The 17,260-nt window shown below is 38.4% G+C and carries 15 protein-coding genes; 10 read left to right on the top strand and 5 right to left on the bottom strand.

What is annotated here, in order from left to right; translation table 11 throughout:
- Window positions 1-60: 60 nt before the first annotated feature.
- Window positions 61-1,410: a glucose-6-phosphate isomerase gene (locus tag AC625_RS20785; protein WP_281177261.1), complete on the top strand. Its 1,350-nt coding sequence runs from the start codon at window positions 61-63 to the stop codon at window positions 1,408-1,410.
- A gap of 154 nt (window positions 1,411-1,564) precedes the next feature.
- Here the strand turns inward: AC625_RS20785 and AC625_RS20780 are convergent, their stop codons facing one another.
- Both AC625_RS20780 and AC625_RS20775 read right to left on the bottom strand, forming a co-directional pair.
- Complete coding sequence (locus AC625_RS20780; RefSeq protein ID WP_082191189.1) at window positions 1,565-2,548, bottom strand: potassium channel family protein; 984 nt, start codon at window positions 2,546-2,548, stop codon at window positions 1,565-1,567.
- Between the two features lie 313 nt (window positions 2,549-2,861).
- A complete protein-coding gene (locus AC625_RS20775) occupies window positions 2,862-4,148 on the bottom strand; it encodes a glycoside hydrolase family 18 protein (RefSeq protein ID WP_049683009.1) in 1,287 nt (428 codons plus the stop codon).
- 158 nt (window positions 4,149-4,306) lie between these two features.
- Here AC625_RS20775 and AC625_RS20770 point away from each other — a divergent pair, with 158 nt between their 5' ends.
- From AC625_RS20770 to AC625_RS20740, 7 genes are all read left to right on the top strand, one after another.
- Window positions 4,307-4,510 (top strand): alpha/beta-type small acid-soluble spore protein, encoded by a 204-nt coding sequence (locus AC625_RS20770; protein ID WP_049683008.1) that lies wholly within the window; start codon window positions 4,307-4,309, stop codon window positions 4,508-4,510.
- 157 nt (window positions 4,511-4,667) lie between these two features.
- The gene (locus AC625_RS20765) at window positions 4,668-5,489 is read left to right on the top strand and encodes an undecaprenyl-diphosphate phosphatase (protein ID WP_049683007.1); all 822 of its coding nucleotides are present in this window, start codon (window positions 4,668-4,670) and stop codon (window positions 5,487-5,489) included.
- 587 nt (window positions 5,490-6,076) lie between these two features.
- The gene (locus AC625_RS20760) at window positions 6,077-7,531 is read left to right on the top strand and encodes a catalase (RefSeq protein WP_049683006.1); all 1,455 of its coding nucleotides are present in this window, start codon (window positions 6,077-6,079) and stop codon (window positions 7,529-7,531) included.
- Between the two features lie 495 nt (window positions 7,532-8,026).
- Window positions 8,027-8,359 (top strand): hypothetical protein, encoded by a 333-nt coding sequence (locus AC625_RS20755; protein WP_049683005.1) that lies wholly within the window; start codon window positions 8,027-8,029, stop codon window positions 8,357-8,359.
- A 155-nt stretch (window positions 8,360-8,514) separates the two neighbouring features.
- Window positions 8,515-9,768 (top strand): methyl-accepting chemotaxis protein, encoded by a 1,254-nt coding sequence (locus AC625_RS20750; protein WP_049683004.1) that lies wholly within the window; start codon window positions 8,515-8,517, stop codon window positions 9,766-9,768.
- 368 nt (window positions 9,769-10,136) lie between these two features.
- Entirely contained in the window at window positions 10,137-10,955 is an 819-nt protein-coding gene (locus AC625_RS20745) for a GNAT family N-acetyltransferase (protein ID WP_049683003.1), read from the top strand.
- A 145-nt stretch (window positions 10,956-11,100) separates the two neighbouring features.
- On the top strand, window positions 11,101-11,994 hold the full coding sequence (locus AC625_RS20740; RefSeq protein WP_049683002.1) for a DUF4349 domain-containing protein: 894 nt from the start codon (window positions 11,101-11,103) through the stop codon (window positions 11,992-11,994).
- A 128-nt stretch (window positions 11,995-12,122) separates the two neighbouring features.
- Here AC625_RS20740 and AC625_RS20735 read toward each other — a convergent pair whose 3' ends face one another.
- Window positions 12,123-12,455: a phage holin family protein gene (locus AC625_RS20735; RefSeq protein ID WP_049683001.1), complete on the bottom strand. Its 333-nt coding sequence runs from the start codon at window positions 12,453-12,455 to the stop codon at window positions 12,123-12,125.
- A gap of 278 nt (window positions 12,456-12,733) precedes the next feature.
- A complete protein-coding gene (locus AC625_RS20730; protein ID WP_049683000.1) occupies window positions 12,734-13,636 on the bottom strand; it encodes a TetR/AcrR family transcriptional regulator in 903 nt (300 codons plus the stop codon).
- 266 nt (window positions 13,637-13,902) lie between these two features.
- Here AC625_RS20730 and AC625_RS20725 point away from each other — a divergent pair, with 266 nt between their 5' ends.
- Both AC625_RS20725 and gntK read left to right on the top strand, forming a co-directional pair.
- Window positions 13,903-14,742, top strand: a complete 840-nt coding sequence (locus AC625_RS20725) for a YitT family protein (RefSeq protein WP_049682999.1) — start codon at window positions 13,903-13,905, stop codon at window positions 14,740-14,742.
- Between the two features lie 193 nt (window positions 14,743-14,935).
- Complete coding sequence (gntK, locus tag AC625_RS20720) at window positions 14,936-16,480, top strand: gluconokinase (RefSeq protein WP_049682998.1); 1,545 nt, start codon at window positions 14,936-14,938, stop codon at window positions 16,478-16,480.
- Window positions 16,481-16,628: 148 nt separating this feature from the next.
- Here the strand turns inward: gntK and AC625_RS20715 are convergent, their stop codons facing one another.
- Entirely contained in the window at window positions 16,629-17,216 is a 588-nt protein-coding gene (locus tag AC625_RS20715) for a GNAT family N-acetyltransferase (protein ID WP_049682997.1), read from the bottom strand.
- Window positions 17,217-17,260: the final 44 nt, after the last annotated feature.

Raw genomic sequence — 17,260 nt, 5'->3', positions numbered from 1 at the left:
CTTGATTATCGGGTAAGCTTTCGTTAAAGTGAAAGAGTAATCTAAAGAGATGGAGGAACGATGATGACACATGTACGTTTTGATTATTCAAAAGCATTGTCTTTTTTTGGAGAACATGAAATTACATATTTACAAGATGCAGTAAAAGCTGCACACAATTCCTTGCACGAAAAAACAGGAGCGGGAAATGACTTTTTAGGTTGGATTGACCTTCCTGTTGACTATGACAAAGAGGAATTTGCCCGTATTCAAAAAGCAGCAAGTAAAATTAAATCTGATTCTGATGTATTGCTTGTTATCGGAATCGGCGGTTCTTATTTGGGCGCTCGTGCGGCAATTGAAATGTTGCAACATAGTTTCTATAACGCGCTATCTAAAGAACAACGTAAAACGCCGCAAATTATCTTTGTCGGCAATAATATTTCTTCTACTTACATGAAGGATGTTATGGACTTGCTTGAGGATAAAGATTTCTCAATCAACGTGATTTCAAAATCTGGTACGACAACAGAGCCTGCTCTTGCATTCCGTATTTTCCGTAAGCTTTTGCTTGAAAAATATGGTGTAGAAGAAGGGACTTCACGAATCTATGCAACAACTGATAAAGCGAGAGGTGCACTAAAAACCCTTTCAAATGAAAAAGGATATGAAACATTTGTCATTCCTGACGATGTTGGTGGCCGTTATTCTGTGTTGACGGCTGTTGGCTTGCTGCCAATCGCGGTTAGCGGTGCTGACATTGAAGAAATGATGAAAGGTGCTGCTGCTGCACGCACGGATTTCAACTCTCCTGAATTAACGGATAATGCTGCATATCAATATGCGGCAGTTCGTAATGTTCTGTATAACAAAGGCAAAACAATTGAAATGCTAATCAATTACGAGCCAGGTCTTCAATATTTCTCTGAGTGGTGGAAACAATTGTTTGGTGAAAGTGAAGGAAAAGACCAAAAAGGAATTTTCCCAGCTTCTGCAAACTTTTCAACGGATCTACATTCAATGGGGCAATATGTACAAGAAGGGCGTCGTGACTTATTTGAAACGGTCATCAAAGTTGAAGAGGCACGCCATGAATTGACGATTGAAGCAGAAGATAATGATCTTGACGGATTAAACTATCTTGCAGGAGAAACGGTTGATTTCGTAAATAATAAAGCATTTGAAGGCACACTGCTTGCTCATACAGATGGAGACGTTCCGAACTTAGTTGTGAATATCCCTAAGATGGATGCATACACATTCGGATACCTGGCCTATTTCTTTGAAAAAGCATGTGCGGTAAGTGGCTACCTATTAGGCGTCAATCCATTTGACCAGCCAGGTGTAGAAGCATACAAAGTTAACATGTTCGCTCTGCTTGGCAAACCAGGCTTCGAAGAAAAGAAAGCAGAACTAGAAAAACGACTTTAACAATAAATAAGCAAAAAAGCATTTGTTCAAAAGGGGTCAGACCTCATACTCCGTATACGTTTATTATGTCATGTACGCGACATATAAGCGAAATATAGGAGATGTGGGGTCAGACCCCTTTTCATATATAATTAGAAAATCAAATGCCTTCCATTCAGCGCATGACTAGCAGGATATCTTCAGAAGTTACTTTGGTTTCAAGAGGGGGAGGCAGTAGCTTTTTTCCGTTTCGAATGATTCCAACCACGACTGTATGTTCTTCAAGCAGTAAGATCGTTAATTCTTTGTATGTTAGCTGTACCCATTCATTTTTCAAAGCAGGTGAGCCTAGCGATACATTCGAATCATCTAACAACTCAGCAATATCCAATTCCCCCATTAATTTTTTGAGCATATAATCACTGGCGAAGCGATTCGTCTCGATTAACCCATCGGCCCCGGCTCGCCAAGCATTTTCACGTTGTTCGACTGTTAAAATTTCCACTAAACAAAATAGATCTTTTTTTAACCCTTTGATGGCCAATAATGTCAAAATAGAAAACATGTCTGTTTGAAATTCATTTTGCCTTAAGTCTGCGGTAATTAAAACACGATCAGCTTGTCCAATATTCGCTCGAAGCAAAACTGCGTCGGCAGTGGCTTTACCGTGTATGAAATGGATATTTGTCAATGGCAGAGGATGCTCTGTTAATGATTCGTCGATTAAGACGATTTGCAAGCGTTGATTTCTTTCATGTAGCTCCTCAATAATTCCACGAGAGCGTTCGTTCCAGCCGACAATGATCACGTGACCTGTACCATTAAATTTTTTCTTCCCTTGGCGGTAGGTCTGTTCTGAGGTTGCAGCGATGGCGGAAATAGAAGCGAAATAGGAAGAGACAAGGCCTGCCCCAGATAAAATGAGCAATATCCCAATCGCACGTCCCAAGTCGCTTGTTGGAGCGTAATCACCATAGCCGACAGTCGCCATTGTCACGATGGCCCACCAAATTCCATCATAAAGAGTAGGGAATGTTTTAGGTTCAGAGAAATGAATCAGCATTCCGAAAGAAAAGAGAAAAATAGCAATTACACCGAGGAGGCGGAATAGATTCGGCCACCTTGAAAAACTTCCATCAAATTTCCTCAATCGAATCAATGAAGACACCACCTGTCCTTACTGTATCTTTTATCAGTATGGACAATAGGATATGAACTTCATAACAAAGTCGTTAAGTTTTAGGCAGTGGAAAAATAAAAGCCACAAAAAATCCTCGGTAATTTCCAAACATTGAATAATTAGTTGCCATGACTCTCAATTTCCCACATTCGGTCGTAAAATATAAAAAGGGGATATCCCTTAAGAAAAGGGTCACCCTAGGACTACTACATATATTTAAAATGAAGTGTAAGTAAGCCTGAAAACGGTGTGATATACGAAGTCAGACCCGTTTGAGATATCCTTCCAAACATTAGCCTCTTTTTCGTACATGAAAGTTATCGCTGATTAACAGCCAATTTTGCGGGAAAGCGAGTCCGAGCTTCCAATAACTCATTCCACGGATCTTTAGTTCTTTTAGTAGGTCAAACTTCGCTTGAATTGATCGAGCATCCTCAAACCAGACTTCGTGGTTTTTGTTTTCGCTATCCTTGTATGTGAAAAAAGGCGCTTGCTCTTCATTGTTATATTGAATATCTACTGAATGCTCGAAAGCTAACTGTATCGCTTGTTGAGGACTGACGGCTTTTGCGGTTGACCCCTGAACGAAAGGGAGCGTCCAGTCGTATCCATATAAATTTTGGCCCATAATAATTTTTGATGCAGGCATTTCAGTAATGGCGTACTCTAGAACGTCCCGAACTGGTCCAATGGGTGAAACAGATCGCGCAGGTCCGCCACTATATCCCCACTCATAGGTCATAATAACAACAAAATCAACAATTTCTCCATGAGCTTTATAATCATGCCCTTCGTACCAAAGTCCTTTTTGATCCGCGCTCGTCTTAGGTGCAAGAGCCGTCGAAAGTAACCAGCCTTCTTGTTGAAAACGTGTCTTTGCTTTTCTTAAAAAACGATTGTAAGCTTCTCGGTCTGCTGGTCTAAGGAACTCAAAATCAAAATGAATATCTTTAAATCCATATTTTTTTGCTGTATTTACAATATTATTTAGAAAGGTATTTTGAATGGTCATATCATTTAAAAGTATCCTCGCTAGTTCATCGTTGAATTGGTCATTCTCTTGATTCGTAATCACCATCATTAAGACATTTCGATTGTTTCGGGCAATGGTTGGGAAGTCATCAAGAAGTGGCTCTTTCAATGAACCATTGCGAAGGGCCTGAAAGCTAAAGGGAGCTAAGTAGGTTAAGTAGGGTGCTGTTTCTCTGGCGCTACTTATCAAATTAGGGCTAACTGTCGTTCCGCGCGGTTCCACATAACCGTTAAATTCAGCTGTTCTTTTTGGTTTTGCAGGAATATATAACCGAAAACCGACAGAAAGTGTTTGATTGACTGATAGCTGGTTAATTCGTACAAGCTCTTGAACAGGAATACCTACCTTTTGTGATATAGATGATAAACTATCTCCCGGTTGAACGAAGTAATAACTGCCTACGATGGGTATAACAAGGGCCTGCCCTACGACAAGGCGATCTGGATTTTCCAATTGATTGGCTTCACTTAAACGGTTAGCAGGCACACTATATGCTTCGGCGATGCTCGTCAGTGTTTGATTTCGCTGGACTACATGAATTTGCAATTGTATAACCTCCTAAAAAAAGATGAGCGGAATATGAAATTAATCCGTTGTAAAAAGTTTATGATGAATAAACCATTTCATGATGCAAATCGTTGCCGCAAATTTCCATTCATATAAAAAAAAAATTTACAAATAATTAATAACAGGAGGTGATAAACATGGCAAATAACAATAACAGCAATAACTTAGTCGTACCTGGATCTGAGCAAGCACTAGAACAAATGAAGTATGAAATTGCTAGTGAATTTGGCGTGAATTTAGGAGCCGAAACTACAGCCCGTGCAAACGGATCTGTAGGTGGAGAAATTACAAAGCGTTTAGTACAAATGGCTGAACAGCAATTAGGCGGTTACGGCAAATAATTAAATACAAATGGCTGAAAGAAGGGGACCTTAGTCCTCTTCTTTTTCTTTATTATAATTAGATTAAAAACAATAAAATGATTAGACATTATCTTTAGTGGAGGGTACAATCTATTTTGTGAATAGAAGCTGTAATAAACGAGGTGGATGAAATAATATGTGGGAAATTTTTGTGGCGATTGTGCTTGGACTTGTTGAAGGTTTAACGGAGTTTGCTCCAGTTTCATCTACAGGGCATATGATTATCGTCGATGATTTGTTGTTTAAATCGAACGAGTTATTTGGAAGTGAAATAGCGAACGCTTTTAAGGTTGTCATTCAACTAGGAAGCATTTTAGCAGTAGCTATCATTTTTTGGAAGCGTATTTTGGATTTATTAGGTCTTCGCAAAATGAAATCTGTGGAAAGAAAGAGCGGGAATAGGCTTAGTCTTCTGAAAATTTTTGTCGGTTTAGTTCCGGCGGGTATATTCGGAGTTTTATTTGAAGGATATATCGACGAGCATTTATTCTCTGTTAAAACAGTGGCGATTGGTTTACTGATTGGTGCGTTCTTAATGATTGCTGCTGATAAAGTCAAACCTCGAATTAAAACTGCAACGGTAGATGACATTACATATAAGCAAGCTATAGGAGTGGGCTTAATTCAATGTTTGTCACTTTGGCCTGGTTTTTCACGCTCCGGTTCAACCATTTCCGGAGGGGTGCTACTCGGGATGAGCTATCGAGCGGCAGCTGATTTTACCTTCATCATGGCCATTCCGATTATGGCTGGTGCTACTTTGTTAAAAATTATTAAATATTGGAGCTTTTTTACACCAGATGTGCTGCCATTTTTCATTGCAGGCTTCATCAGCGCCTTTATTTTTGCGCTAATCTGTATTCGTTTCTTCTTGAAATTAATTGAAAAAATTAAGCTAACACCGTTTGCGATTTATCGTATTGTTTTAGCCGCGATTATTTTATTTATTTATTTGTAATAGATTCTTGTAATTTTTCCACCTGGTAAGTCAGTTAACGAGTCAGAGAAAGTAAAATTGCTTAAATCTCGTTACAAACAGATTCGTAATGGAAAATTTAGAATAAGTATATGAAAAATGAACACTCGCCTCTTGTAAAAGGAGGCGTTTTTTTTTTGCGAATGGGGGTATTTTTAAAAATAAATATTATTGGTTAATAGATTAGTCGTTCAAAGGAAATTCCAAGATGAAGATCCTAAGAATAGTAAAATAGATGTATTTTGTAGAAGTTAATGGATATTACCCACCTTAAATTGTCTCACTTTTAAGTCTTTTTGTTGGTGTGATATGGTATAAACACGTATAATAAAGTGGAGTGACATCACACTTACTTGAGTAATTGTATTGGACTTTTGATGAATTATTATGTAATCGCTTTCTGTTGTAAAATTTGATTACGTTTTATGAAGATTTTGTAATTTTTTTATTCAGAATATTTACACTTAAATAAATAATACTACATTACAATTATTATAAAAAAAGATTGATTTTTTTATAATAAGTATTATTATTATAAGTATACAAAATAAATTAAGAGGTGATTCAAAATGACAAACCAGAAAAACCTTACAACTAGCTGGGGAGCTCCAGTTGGAGATAACCAGAACTCGATCACTGCAGGTCAGCGTGGTCCAGTATTAATTCAAGATGTGCATTTACTTGAGAAACTTGCTCACTTTAACCGTGAACGTGTGCCTGAACGTGTAGTTCACGCAAAAGGGGGCGGAGCATTCGGTACTTTCACAGTAACAAACGATCTTTCTAAGTATACAAAAGCTAAACTATTCAATGGTGTCGGAAAAGAAACAGATATGTTTATCCGCTTCTCTTCAGTAGCAGGTGAGCTTGGTTCTTCTGATACAGTTCGTGACCCTCGTGGATTTGCTGTTAAATTTTACTCAGAAGAAGGGAACTATGACATTGTTGGGAACAATACACCTGTATTCTTTATCCGCGATGCGATTAAATTCCCTGACTTCATTCATACTCAAAAAAGAGATCCTAGAACACATTTGAAAAATCCTACAGCTGTTTGGGATTTCTGGTCACATTCGCCTGAGTCTCTTCACCAAGTTACTATCTTGATGTCTGATCGTGGTATTCCAGCAACTTGGAGACACACGCACGGTTACGGAAGTCATACATTCAAATGGGTAAATAATGAAGGTCAAGCTGTTTGGGTGAAATATCACTTTAGAACAGAACAAGGTGTTAAAAACCTTGATGTTGATCTTGCTGCAAAAATGGCTAGCGAAAACCCAGATTACTATATAGAAGATCTTTTCAATGCGATTGAAGAAGGTGATTTCCCTGCATGGAAACTATACGTGCAAATCATGCCAATAGAAGATGCGGATACATACCGTTTCGATCCGTTTGATGTAACGAAAATTTGGTCACAAAAAGATTATCCGTTAATCGAACTTGGTCGCATGGAATTGAATCGTAACCCTGAGAACTATTTTGCTGAAGTAGAGCAAGCTACTTTCTCACCTGGTACATTTGTTCCTGGAGTGGAGGCTTCACCAGACAAAATGCTTCAAGGACGTCTATTTGCTTATGGTGATGCTCACCGCTACCGCGTTGGTGCGAACCATAACTTATTACCGGTAAACCGTCCTAAAGTAGAAGCGAATAATAATCAGCGTGATGGTTTCATGCGTGCAGACGGCAATGGGGGTCGTTCAGTATACTACGAACCAAATAGCTTTAATGGCCCAACTGAATCACATGAAGCGAAACTTACTCCATTTGAAGTATCTGGACAAGCTGCACAAGTCGCTTATAACAGTGATGATCACTATACTCAAGCTGGTGACCTTTACCGTTTACTTAGCCAAGATGAACGCACTCGTTTAGTTGCTACCATCGTTGGAGCAATGGAACCAGTGGAGTTAGAAGAAATTAAATTGCGTCAAATCGGCCATTTCTACAAAGCAGATCCAGAATACGGTACTCGTATAGCTGAAGGTCTTGGTTTAGCAGTGCCACAAGAAGTATAAGAAACACTCACTTTATTTTCTTAAATATGGACGAGGGTAATAATCCCAAAAGGGTCAGACCTCACACTCTATACATCGTTTATTGTGTCATATAAACGATATATAGTAGATGTGGGGTCTGACCCTTTCGTTATGGGACAGGCTCGTTTTTTCTTCAAGTAATAGGTCTTCTACTATTTTCCGGGTAGTATTTTTTGTATCTCTTATAGAAAATTTCGTAAGCTATAGAAATAGCTTTTAAGAATCAAGCAACTGAAAAAGGATAAAGTGAAAATTCTCAACTGATGGAAGTATGGCTTTATTGAAGCGTTAGCTTACGGTTTAGCGACAGTAGAACGGGACTAACCATTAGTTAGGGATGAAAAAACCACTGATGGAAATTTCATTATATCTTAAACGGATTTTTTCGTGAAAATTTAGGGTAAAGGGTCATACAACCTGTTAAACTAGGATAAATATAGAGTAAAAGATTTTTTAAAGCGAGGATTTCATTCTATGATAAAAAAGATAGTTCTTCTTAGTAGTTTACTTATTTTATTGGCAATATTAGTGCACATTTCATTTGGTGAGAAAATAAATCGAGTAGAGCATGTAACAATTGTGGATAAGTATTATCCAGAATCATCCGATGGGAAAGCTGTGGGTCTTAAAACGGATAAAGTAATCGATGTATCTAAAAACAAAAAAGGCTATAATTGCGCGATGGAATTTGATAATGGAAAAATATCGGAGTTGGACTGTAGCATAAGCGTAAATTATAAAATAGGTGAAAAAGTATATATTACAAGTAATGGAAATCAGATCGCGGAAATTCGCAGAAAGAAATAGAAGAGGATACTCTTAGAATAGTATAATAGTATGGTGAGTTTTTGTGGAAGTGCGAAATTTACTGGGAATTTAGTAGCCTTTTTCTAGTAAATTATTCATAAAAATAGTATGATTCCCTTATATAAATTCATTACTTTATGTAAGGAGAGTATTTAATGAGTCGTTTGAATTACGTGTTTCGAACTAGTCTTCTCGTTATCCCAGCTTCGTTTCTGATAGGATTAGTAGTATGTCAATTGAATCATATTAATGGATTTAACTATTGGCTGACTCTTGTCGGTTTTACGATTATTGGCGGAGTAGTGGCGGTTATTTCTTCCTTAATCAATTATCAACGGTTTGTTGTACCGCTTGCTACAATTAATCAATATCTAGAGCAATTGGCCGATGGTGATATGCAAAATCGGCTTAATCCGAGAGAAGTGGGTCTTTTTCATTCGGTGGCAGATAGCATCAACAATGCTACGGATTCTTGGGAGAATGTGCTTGCCAAATTCCAAGAGTCATCAAAAAATATGGCTGCCTATACAGAGGATTTGGCGCAAGGAGCAGAGCAAACGAATCAAGCAACTGAACATATTTCAGATATAATTGAAGAAATTGCACAAGGAGCTAAAAGTCAGGTACAAGGCATGCATCAAGCTTCTGCGGCGATTTATCAAATGTCTGCTAGTTTATCTCAAGTATCTACGAATGCGGTCACAGTAACAGAAAGCATGGATGAGACCCTGAAGAAAGCAGATAGGGGCTCCGTAACGATTGAAGTAGCTGGCAAACAAATGGAGTCCATTCATACAAATGTAACTGAATTAGCTCGAGTAGTTAAAGGTTTAGGAGAACGTTCGAATGAAATTGGTAAGATATCGGATGTAATCACTGGAATTGCTGCACAGACGAATTTACTTGCTCTGAATGCAGCCATTGAAGCAGCTAGAGCAGGAGAACATGGAAAAGGTTTTGCGGTTGTTGCGGATGAAGTGAGGAATCTGGCTGAACAATCTGGACAGGCAACAAAACAAATCAGCGAGATCATTTCTCATATTCAAAAAGAAACGATTGAAGTAGTGGCAACAATGGAGGCTGTGAACCATGAAGTTGGTGAAGGAATTGAAGCGATGAGTGGGGCTGGAGATGCGTTCTTGCAGATTCAAGAATCCGTTAATTTTGTGTCAGAACAAGTGGAGCAGGTTTCAGCTGCAATCCAGCAAATGACTGCAGGAACGGGAATGGCTGTATCGTCCATGGACGAGATCTCGAATGTCGCAGCGGAATCCGCAACTTCTACTCAAAGTGTGTTAACAGCGACGGCAGAACAAGCAGAATCAATAAAGGAAATTAGCTCTTTTGCTGATTACCTAAAGAAACAAGCAGTGGAATTACAGGAAATGATCTATACATTTAAGCTATGAGAATGAGCGCCTATGTAAAATAGGTGCTTTTTTTTGTATGAGGACATGGGAACGGGTCTTCGCTATGTGGGTTTTCTATGTTTGGGAAATATAGGATTATTTTAGCTCAATCTTTAATTTCAATGAAACTTATTCAAAGGTCCGTTGTCAAAGTTAATGTGTGGCCCACAAAATAGAACAAATACGAGAAGCTGGTAATGACGTTTGGAGAAAATATTATGGAAGGCTCATCTTAAAAGGCACAGGCCTCTTTTTAGCTGTTTATATCATAATCATTATGATTGCTTTGTTGATGAAGTAGCGGCTTGTGATTGGTAAAATGTAGTATTATAATAATGAGATATTTTACCACAGAGGGGCTGAATTGATTGAAAGAAAAGCAATTAGTAGAAATAGCGGAATTACAAAAGGGCTGTGAACAAGGCACATTTTCTTTAAAACTAAATTGGGAGACATTACGAAGTCGGGTAGGAAAAGCGGGTGAAGATTTCTTCCATTATGAAGGAAATACGCTTATCGGGTATCTTGCAATCTATGATTTTGGAGGAAAAATCGAATTATGCGGAATGGTTCATCCAGACTACCGAAGACAAGGAATTTGTACAAAACTAGTAGAGAAGGCTCTTCTGACAGCGAAGAAGCGGGACTCGCGAGCAATCTTGTTAAATGCTCCAGCCGAGTCCCAATCAGCAAAGGGTTTCTTAGCTACTCTTCCATGCCGATTTGACGTAGCTGAATATCAAATGAAATGGCAGGAAACAGAGCTTACAGATTATGAAGGCGTTACACTCCGTCCATCTAAAGAAGCAGATAAAGCGTTGGAAATTCAATTAGACGTCGATTGCTTTGGGCTTTTACAGCATGAAGCAGCTTCCTATTATGAGCGGATAAAGAAAGAACGCTTGAACACATTTGTGATTGTGTATGAAGATCAAGTTGTTGGGAAAATTCGCGTTGAAGAACGTGATGGGGAAGCTTGGATTTATGGGTTTGCCGTTGCTCCTGCTTTTCAAGGAAAAGGTATTGGCAAGAAGGTACTTAAGCAAGTGATTCTTGAACAGCAGAAGAAGGGGAATCCTATCTATCTTGAAGTAGAGGCAACGAATCCAGCAGCGTTAAAACTTTATGAATCTTGTGGTTTCAGAAGCTATCACCAGCAGGATTATTATTTGTATAACGGATCATAAGAAAGTTAGAGAACGTCACATATAAAATCATTTCATAAATGCCGATTTTTGGATTGTTTCGGGTACCCGATACAAATCTGAATTAGAATATTCTGTAACCTTTTTTCTTGTACTCCGTCTTATAAGGTAAAGAGGGGGGAGTCCCATGATAAAAAAGGTGATATTACGTATGATGCTGTTTTGGATAATCGTCGTTTTAGCATCGTGTAGTAGTCATGATATTGAACAAGCAAAAATGAGTGATGACACAGCATCTTCTTCCAACGAGTATAGTGACTCTAAGATGAAGAATGAGCTTCAAGACACTTCAAGTAAGCAAGATAAGGCGGAAGAAGTAGTTGTGACGGAAACAGAACGGATGGTCATTCACCAAGCCCAGTTAGTGGTGAAAGTAAAGAAGTTAGATGAAGCCCAGTTGAAAATTGAAGAACGAGTGGCGAAATATGGTGGTTACATCGTTGAATCCAATGTTTATCGCGAAGAATCTGCAAGGATGAATGCCAATATAACGGTTCGTGTTCCAGAAGCCCATTTTCAAGATTTTTTGCGAGATACGGAAGATACTGCTGCAGAAGTGCTTGAGCGAAATGTGACAGGTCAAGATGTCACCGAGGAATATGTGGATTTACAGTCAAGGCTGAAATCAAAACGCACGGTTGAAGAAAGATTGCTTGAATTCATGAAACATGCATCAAAAACGGAGGATCTACTCAAAATTTCAGCGGATCTTGCCAAGGTACAAGAAGAAATCGAACAAATTATCGGGAAAGTAAAGTTTCTTGAAAACCAAACATCCTATTCGACGATTTCAATTTCACTCCATGAAAATCGCGTTATCGTACCATCTATTGATAATCAGGATTTAAATACGTGGGAAAAGACCAAGAAGCAACTGATCACAAGCACCAATTTCCTGCTTGCAGCGGGTTCTGGATTGATTGTCTTTATTATTGGGAATCTACCAATTATTGCATTCGTTGTGATTGTAGTTGGGGTAGCGATTTGGATATTTAGGAAATCAGGACGTCAAAGACAATGACGAATTTATAATAAAATCAGATGGCTTAAGAATTGAATAACTGGTAAAAAGAAAGGACAATGTATCCTTAGATCTTTGCAGTCTATGGGTACATTGTCCTTTTGGGGGTCAGACCCCATTTCCCAGGTTTACTTTTTTTTCTCTAACCAACTTTGCGCAAAACCTAACAAAATTGAACCGACGAGGGCTCCCCAAAAGGACGTTACCTCAAATCCACGTACAAGCAGGGAGGCAAGGGTAAATGTTAACGCATTAATAACAAAAGAAAACAGTCCAAATGTCAAAATGGTAATCGGGAATGTTAGGAGGTGTAAAATAGGCTTGACAAAAAAATTAACAATCCAGAGCATAAACACCGCTATTAAGGCACTACCGTAGGAGTCAATGGATATGGAGTCAAATAGCCAGTCAATTAAGAGTAAAACTAGACCACTTAATAAAAAACGTATAAAGAAATTCATGAAGTAAGCTCCTTAACGATGGAATTTTTTCTTTAAATAATTATTACTATTCTATTAGTAAAATCCCTTTTTAGAAGAATACACGTCATTATTCTATATGTCTATTTCTGTGTATTATCCGTCACGATTTATCCCTTTCCTTATGGACATCCTTGTGAAGTAAATCTAAGGGAGAGTACAGTGCCGTTACTCGCCACTTCCTGCGTTGAAACTAACTAGAGGATCAGGACGAATGTCTACTCTACAATGTCATGATCCCCCTGTCGTTGATCGTGTTTTCATTTTCCAAAATGTGTCTCAATAAGATTGCTTAATTTCTTAATGGAATGTAAAAGCTTTGGATGGGGGTATGAATGTAAAGTGGTAAGTACACTTTCAACGATAAATTCACGTGGCGGCTGTTCCTGCAACAGTTCTTGTTCAAGGAAGTTTATCAGTTCAAAAAATTTCAAAGTATCATTTTCAGATTGAATATGCTTTTGAGCCGTTCTTTTTAAGGAATGAATGATCAAAAGCAGCTCTTCTTGAAGAGTCAGCGGCTCCTCTTTATAATCTGGTAGCCATTGCTTTAATAATTCAGGATAGAATAGCTGTTCACCTTGTATCGAGACATCTTGGACAATACTCGAAATTCTGTTAAAGCTATAGCGAATCAAATTTGAAACCTGGTATCCATCACGACCTTGATTAATGACGAAGCAAGTATGCATCAAGTGATGGAGCATGCCTTCAAACAAGATTGTGCAATCTAACAAATAAGGCTTTTTTTCTTCCCCAAAAAGATCAATGAAGCGAAGATACAGCCAATTTATTCCTAACAGCTTCGTTCGTTGAATGGATCTCCTCAATTCAAGATCATTAGATACAAGAACCTCTTCAATCAAAGTGAAAAAGTTATTTTTTTTATTCGAAATTAGTTGAACTTCAATTTGTTTTATGAAGATTTCCGTGTCTTTAGGGCTTTGTCCAATCAATAGCTCATTCCGTTCTTTTTCCAAATGTTCATACATGCTGTTGAAAATAGCAATCATTAATTCACTTTTTGAGGAAAAGTAATTATAAAATGTTCCTTTCGAAATCTCGCTACTTTCGAGAATGTCTTGTATGGATGTGGCTTGATATCCTTTTTCGATAAAAAGGCGATGGGCTACATTAATCGTATGCTGTTTCCGACTGTTCATATTGGTCCCCTCCGTCCCTCATTGGACTAATGGTCTTTTAACGTATATTACCTTATTAGAAGTAGGATCACAAACCCCCTTCTCTTCGTTGGACAATAGTCTGTACTCTTTATAATAATAGTGTTGGTTGGTAATGAGCAATAAAATAGACTGTGAGTTTTGTGGGGAAAGCTGTTGTTGTCTCTCGTATTCCATCAGAGTATAATGGGGAAGGCTTGTTATGAACGTGGATTAACAGCGATTCTCTAACAGTAGTGAGGTAGGATATGAAAAAAAGAGTTGTAGACATTTTTATCATTTTGTTAGGTGCTTTTCTTTTTGCTTTAGCAGTAAATATATTTGTGATTCCCAATGAACTAGGTGAGGGCGGAGTTGTTGGGATTACGATCATTTTATACTATCTTTTTCAATGGTCTCCTGGACTTGTGAGTCTACTATTAAACAGTTGCTTACTGATTGTCGGATATAAGTTCTTAAGTAAATTGACAATTATCTATACGATTATTGCAGTGATCTTCCATTCGCTTTTCCTCCATTTAACAAAAAGTTGGAGTATTGATTCGGGTGAAATGATGGTAAATGCAATCTTCGGAGGAGTTTTTGCAGGGGTTGGGATCGGCTTGATCATTCGGGTTGGCGGCACAACCGCTGGGACAACGATATTGGCAAGAATTACGAACAAATACCTAGGATGGAGTATCAGTTATGGTCTTTTGTTTTTTGATTTAATAGTTGCCTTTTCTTCCTATTTTATTATTGGTGCAGAAAGGCTGATGATGACCATTATCATGTTGTACGTGGGAACAAAAGTGATGGAATTCATCATAGAAGGGGTCAATCCAAAGAAGGCGGTTACTATTATCTCGGATGCACCAGATGAGATTGCCAAACAAGTTAATGAACTGATGGACAGAGGGGTTACGGTTTATTCTGGACATGGCTACTATACAAAAACACCCAAGGAAATTCTTTACATTGTAATTAGCAAGCAAGAAGTCGTTAAGCTTAAGAAGATTGTTAAATCTACTGATGCAGATGCATTTATTGCCATTCACGATGTACGGGATGTTTTTGGAGAAGGATTTATCGATATTTTAAAAGCATAATTTGTCAGAGGCGTTACCGGAAGTATATCAGCTCCCTCCATTGTTATTGTACATAATAACTGAGCTAACATTTTCGTATCTTACGCGTCTTAAAGAAAAACAATTCAGTAAACAAAGCTGGCTTGTTTTTTCTTTTTATATAAGTGTAGTAATATAGATGAGTAAATGACTTCTAAAAATTCGAGGTGGAAAATTGTTGAAAACCAAATATATGATGGGAATTGATATGGGAACTACGAGCACAAAAGCTGTTCTTTTTTCCAGAGAAGGAGAAGTTATTACTTCTTTTACAAAGGGTTATCCTCTACATAGTCCGACTCCTTCGGTGGCAGAACAAGATCCTGAGGAAATTTATCAAGCGGTTGTATTAGCAATTGGTGAAGTAATGAAGACAGGTGGGATTAAGAAAGAAGAGTTAGGATTTATTTCATTCAGTTCTGCGATGCACAGTGTTATTGCTGTTGATTCTAATGGACTACCGCTAACGAACATTATTACCTGGGCAGATAATCGAAGTGTCAAATATGCAGAGCAGCTAAGAGCAACGGAACAAGGGCATTCATTATATCGTCGTACAGGAACGCCCATACATCCAATGTCTCCGATTACGAAGTTGATGTGGCTTCGTCAGGAACATCAGGAAATATTCGCTAATACGGCTAAATATTTAGGGATTAAAGAATATATTTTCTATAAATTTTTCAATGAGTATGTGATGGATTATTCACTTGCCTCTGCAACAGGCATGTTTAATATCAATGATCTGACATGGGATGCAGAAGCATTAAGCATAGCTGGAATTGATGAGGAGAAGCTTCCTAAGCTTGTACCGACAACTTATACTACGTCAGGTTTACATAAGGACCTTGCCGAACAGATGAATATAGCAGAAGATACTGTATTTGTCATTGGTGCAAGTGACGGAGTTCTGGCTAATTTAGGACAAAACGCGATTGAACCAGGTGTACTTGCTGTAACCATTGGGACAAGCGGTGCGATCCGAACAGTTAGTGACCGACCGTTAACGGATCCGAAAGGTCGAACATTTTGCTACGCTTTAGTAGATAATCTTTGGGTGATAGGTGGTCCTGTTAATAATGGCGGAATTACTTTTAGATGGGCTCGAGATCAATTTGGCCGTGCTGAAATTGAAGCAGCTAAAGAGACCGGCCAAGATCCGTATGAAATCCTAACCGATATGGCTGCAACAATTGCACCCGGAGCGGACGGTCTCATCTTCCATCCGTATATGGCAGGGGAGAGAGCACCGTTATGGAACGCTCATGCTAGAGGTTCGTTCTTCGGACTTGCTCTTCACCATTCAAGAGATCATATGGTAAGAGCAGTTCTAGAAGGTGTGATGTATAATCTATACAGCGTGTTGCTTGCTGTTCAAGAGTTAGCTGGCCCACCGAAAAAAATTCATGCAAGTGGCGGATTTGTTCGCTCAAAGCTATGGCGTCAAATTATGGCTGATGTGTTTAACCAAAACGTGACGATACCTGAAAGTTTTGAAAGCTCAAGCTTAGGTGCTGCTGTACTTGGATTGTATGCATTAGGTGAAATTGATAGTTTAAATGTGGTTTCGGAAATGATTGGCGACACGAATGAGCTCGAGCCAATTGCTGAAAACGTAGAAGTATATGAAGAATTGATGTCGATTTATTTATCAGTCAGCCGTCAATTAGAAAGCGATTATAGCCGTATTGCGGATTACCAACGCCGTCATTTAGAATAAATGTTGAGAAGAGGATGACCTTTGTTGGTGATCCTCTCTTATTTTTGAAAAGTCTCCTTTGAAGAAAAATATGAGCTGAAGGCAGATATGCGTCAATGTCTAGATATATGCATTGAATATAGAATACATGCGTCCATCTTAACGTATATCACTTTTCATGCTGGGACAAAAAATCATGCAAACGCTGCTTCACACTTGGCCATTCATCATTTAGGATGCTATAGACCATCGTGTTTCTCATCGTTCCGTCTGTTAATCTTTTTTCTCTACGTAATTTACCTTCTTCCACAGCGCCCAAACGGAGTATGGCTGCACGTGATCGTGTATTTTGTTCGTCTGTACGGAACTCTATTCGGCCTAATTTCCATGTCTCAAAGGCGTGTTGTAAAAGTAAATATTTGCATTCAGTATTGACAGCTGTCCTCCATTTAGACGGATGATACCAGGTTGATCCAATTTCTAAGCTTTCATTATCAAACTGAATGTTTCGATAAGAAGTGCTTCCAATAATCTTGCCTGTTCCATTTTCAATCACAACGAATGGGTATTGCTCCTCCTCTTCCTTCGCGCGCAATCCTTGATTCATATAAGCAACAGCATCTTCACGAGAATAAATCTTCGTTACTAACCAATCCCAGATCTCAATGGGTTTGGACGCTTCATAAAATCCTTCGAAATGTTCTTCAGATAGAGGCAAGAGTGTAACGGTTTTCCCTGTTAATTCGATGTATTCCATATGAATTTTCTCCTTTTTTTATCAAGTATGTTAGCATTGTAATA

Origin of the sequence: Peribacillus loiseleuriae (assembly GCF_001183985.1) — a bacterium.
In the GTDB taxonomy this organism is placed as follows: Bacteria; Bacillota; Bacilli; order Bacillales; family DSM-1321; genus Peribacillus; species Peribacillus loiseleuriae.
Note: the sequence above shows the minus strand (reverse complement) of the source record. Positions and strands in the feature narration are given on the sequence as shown.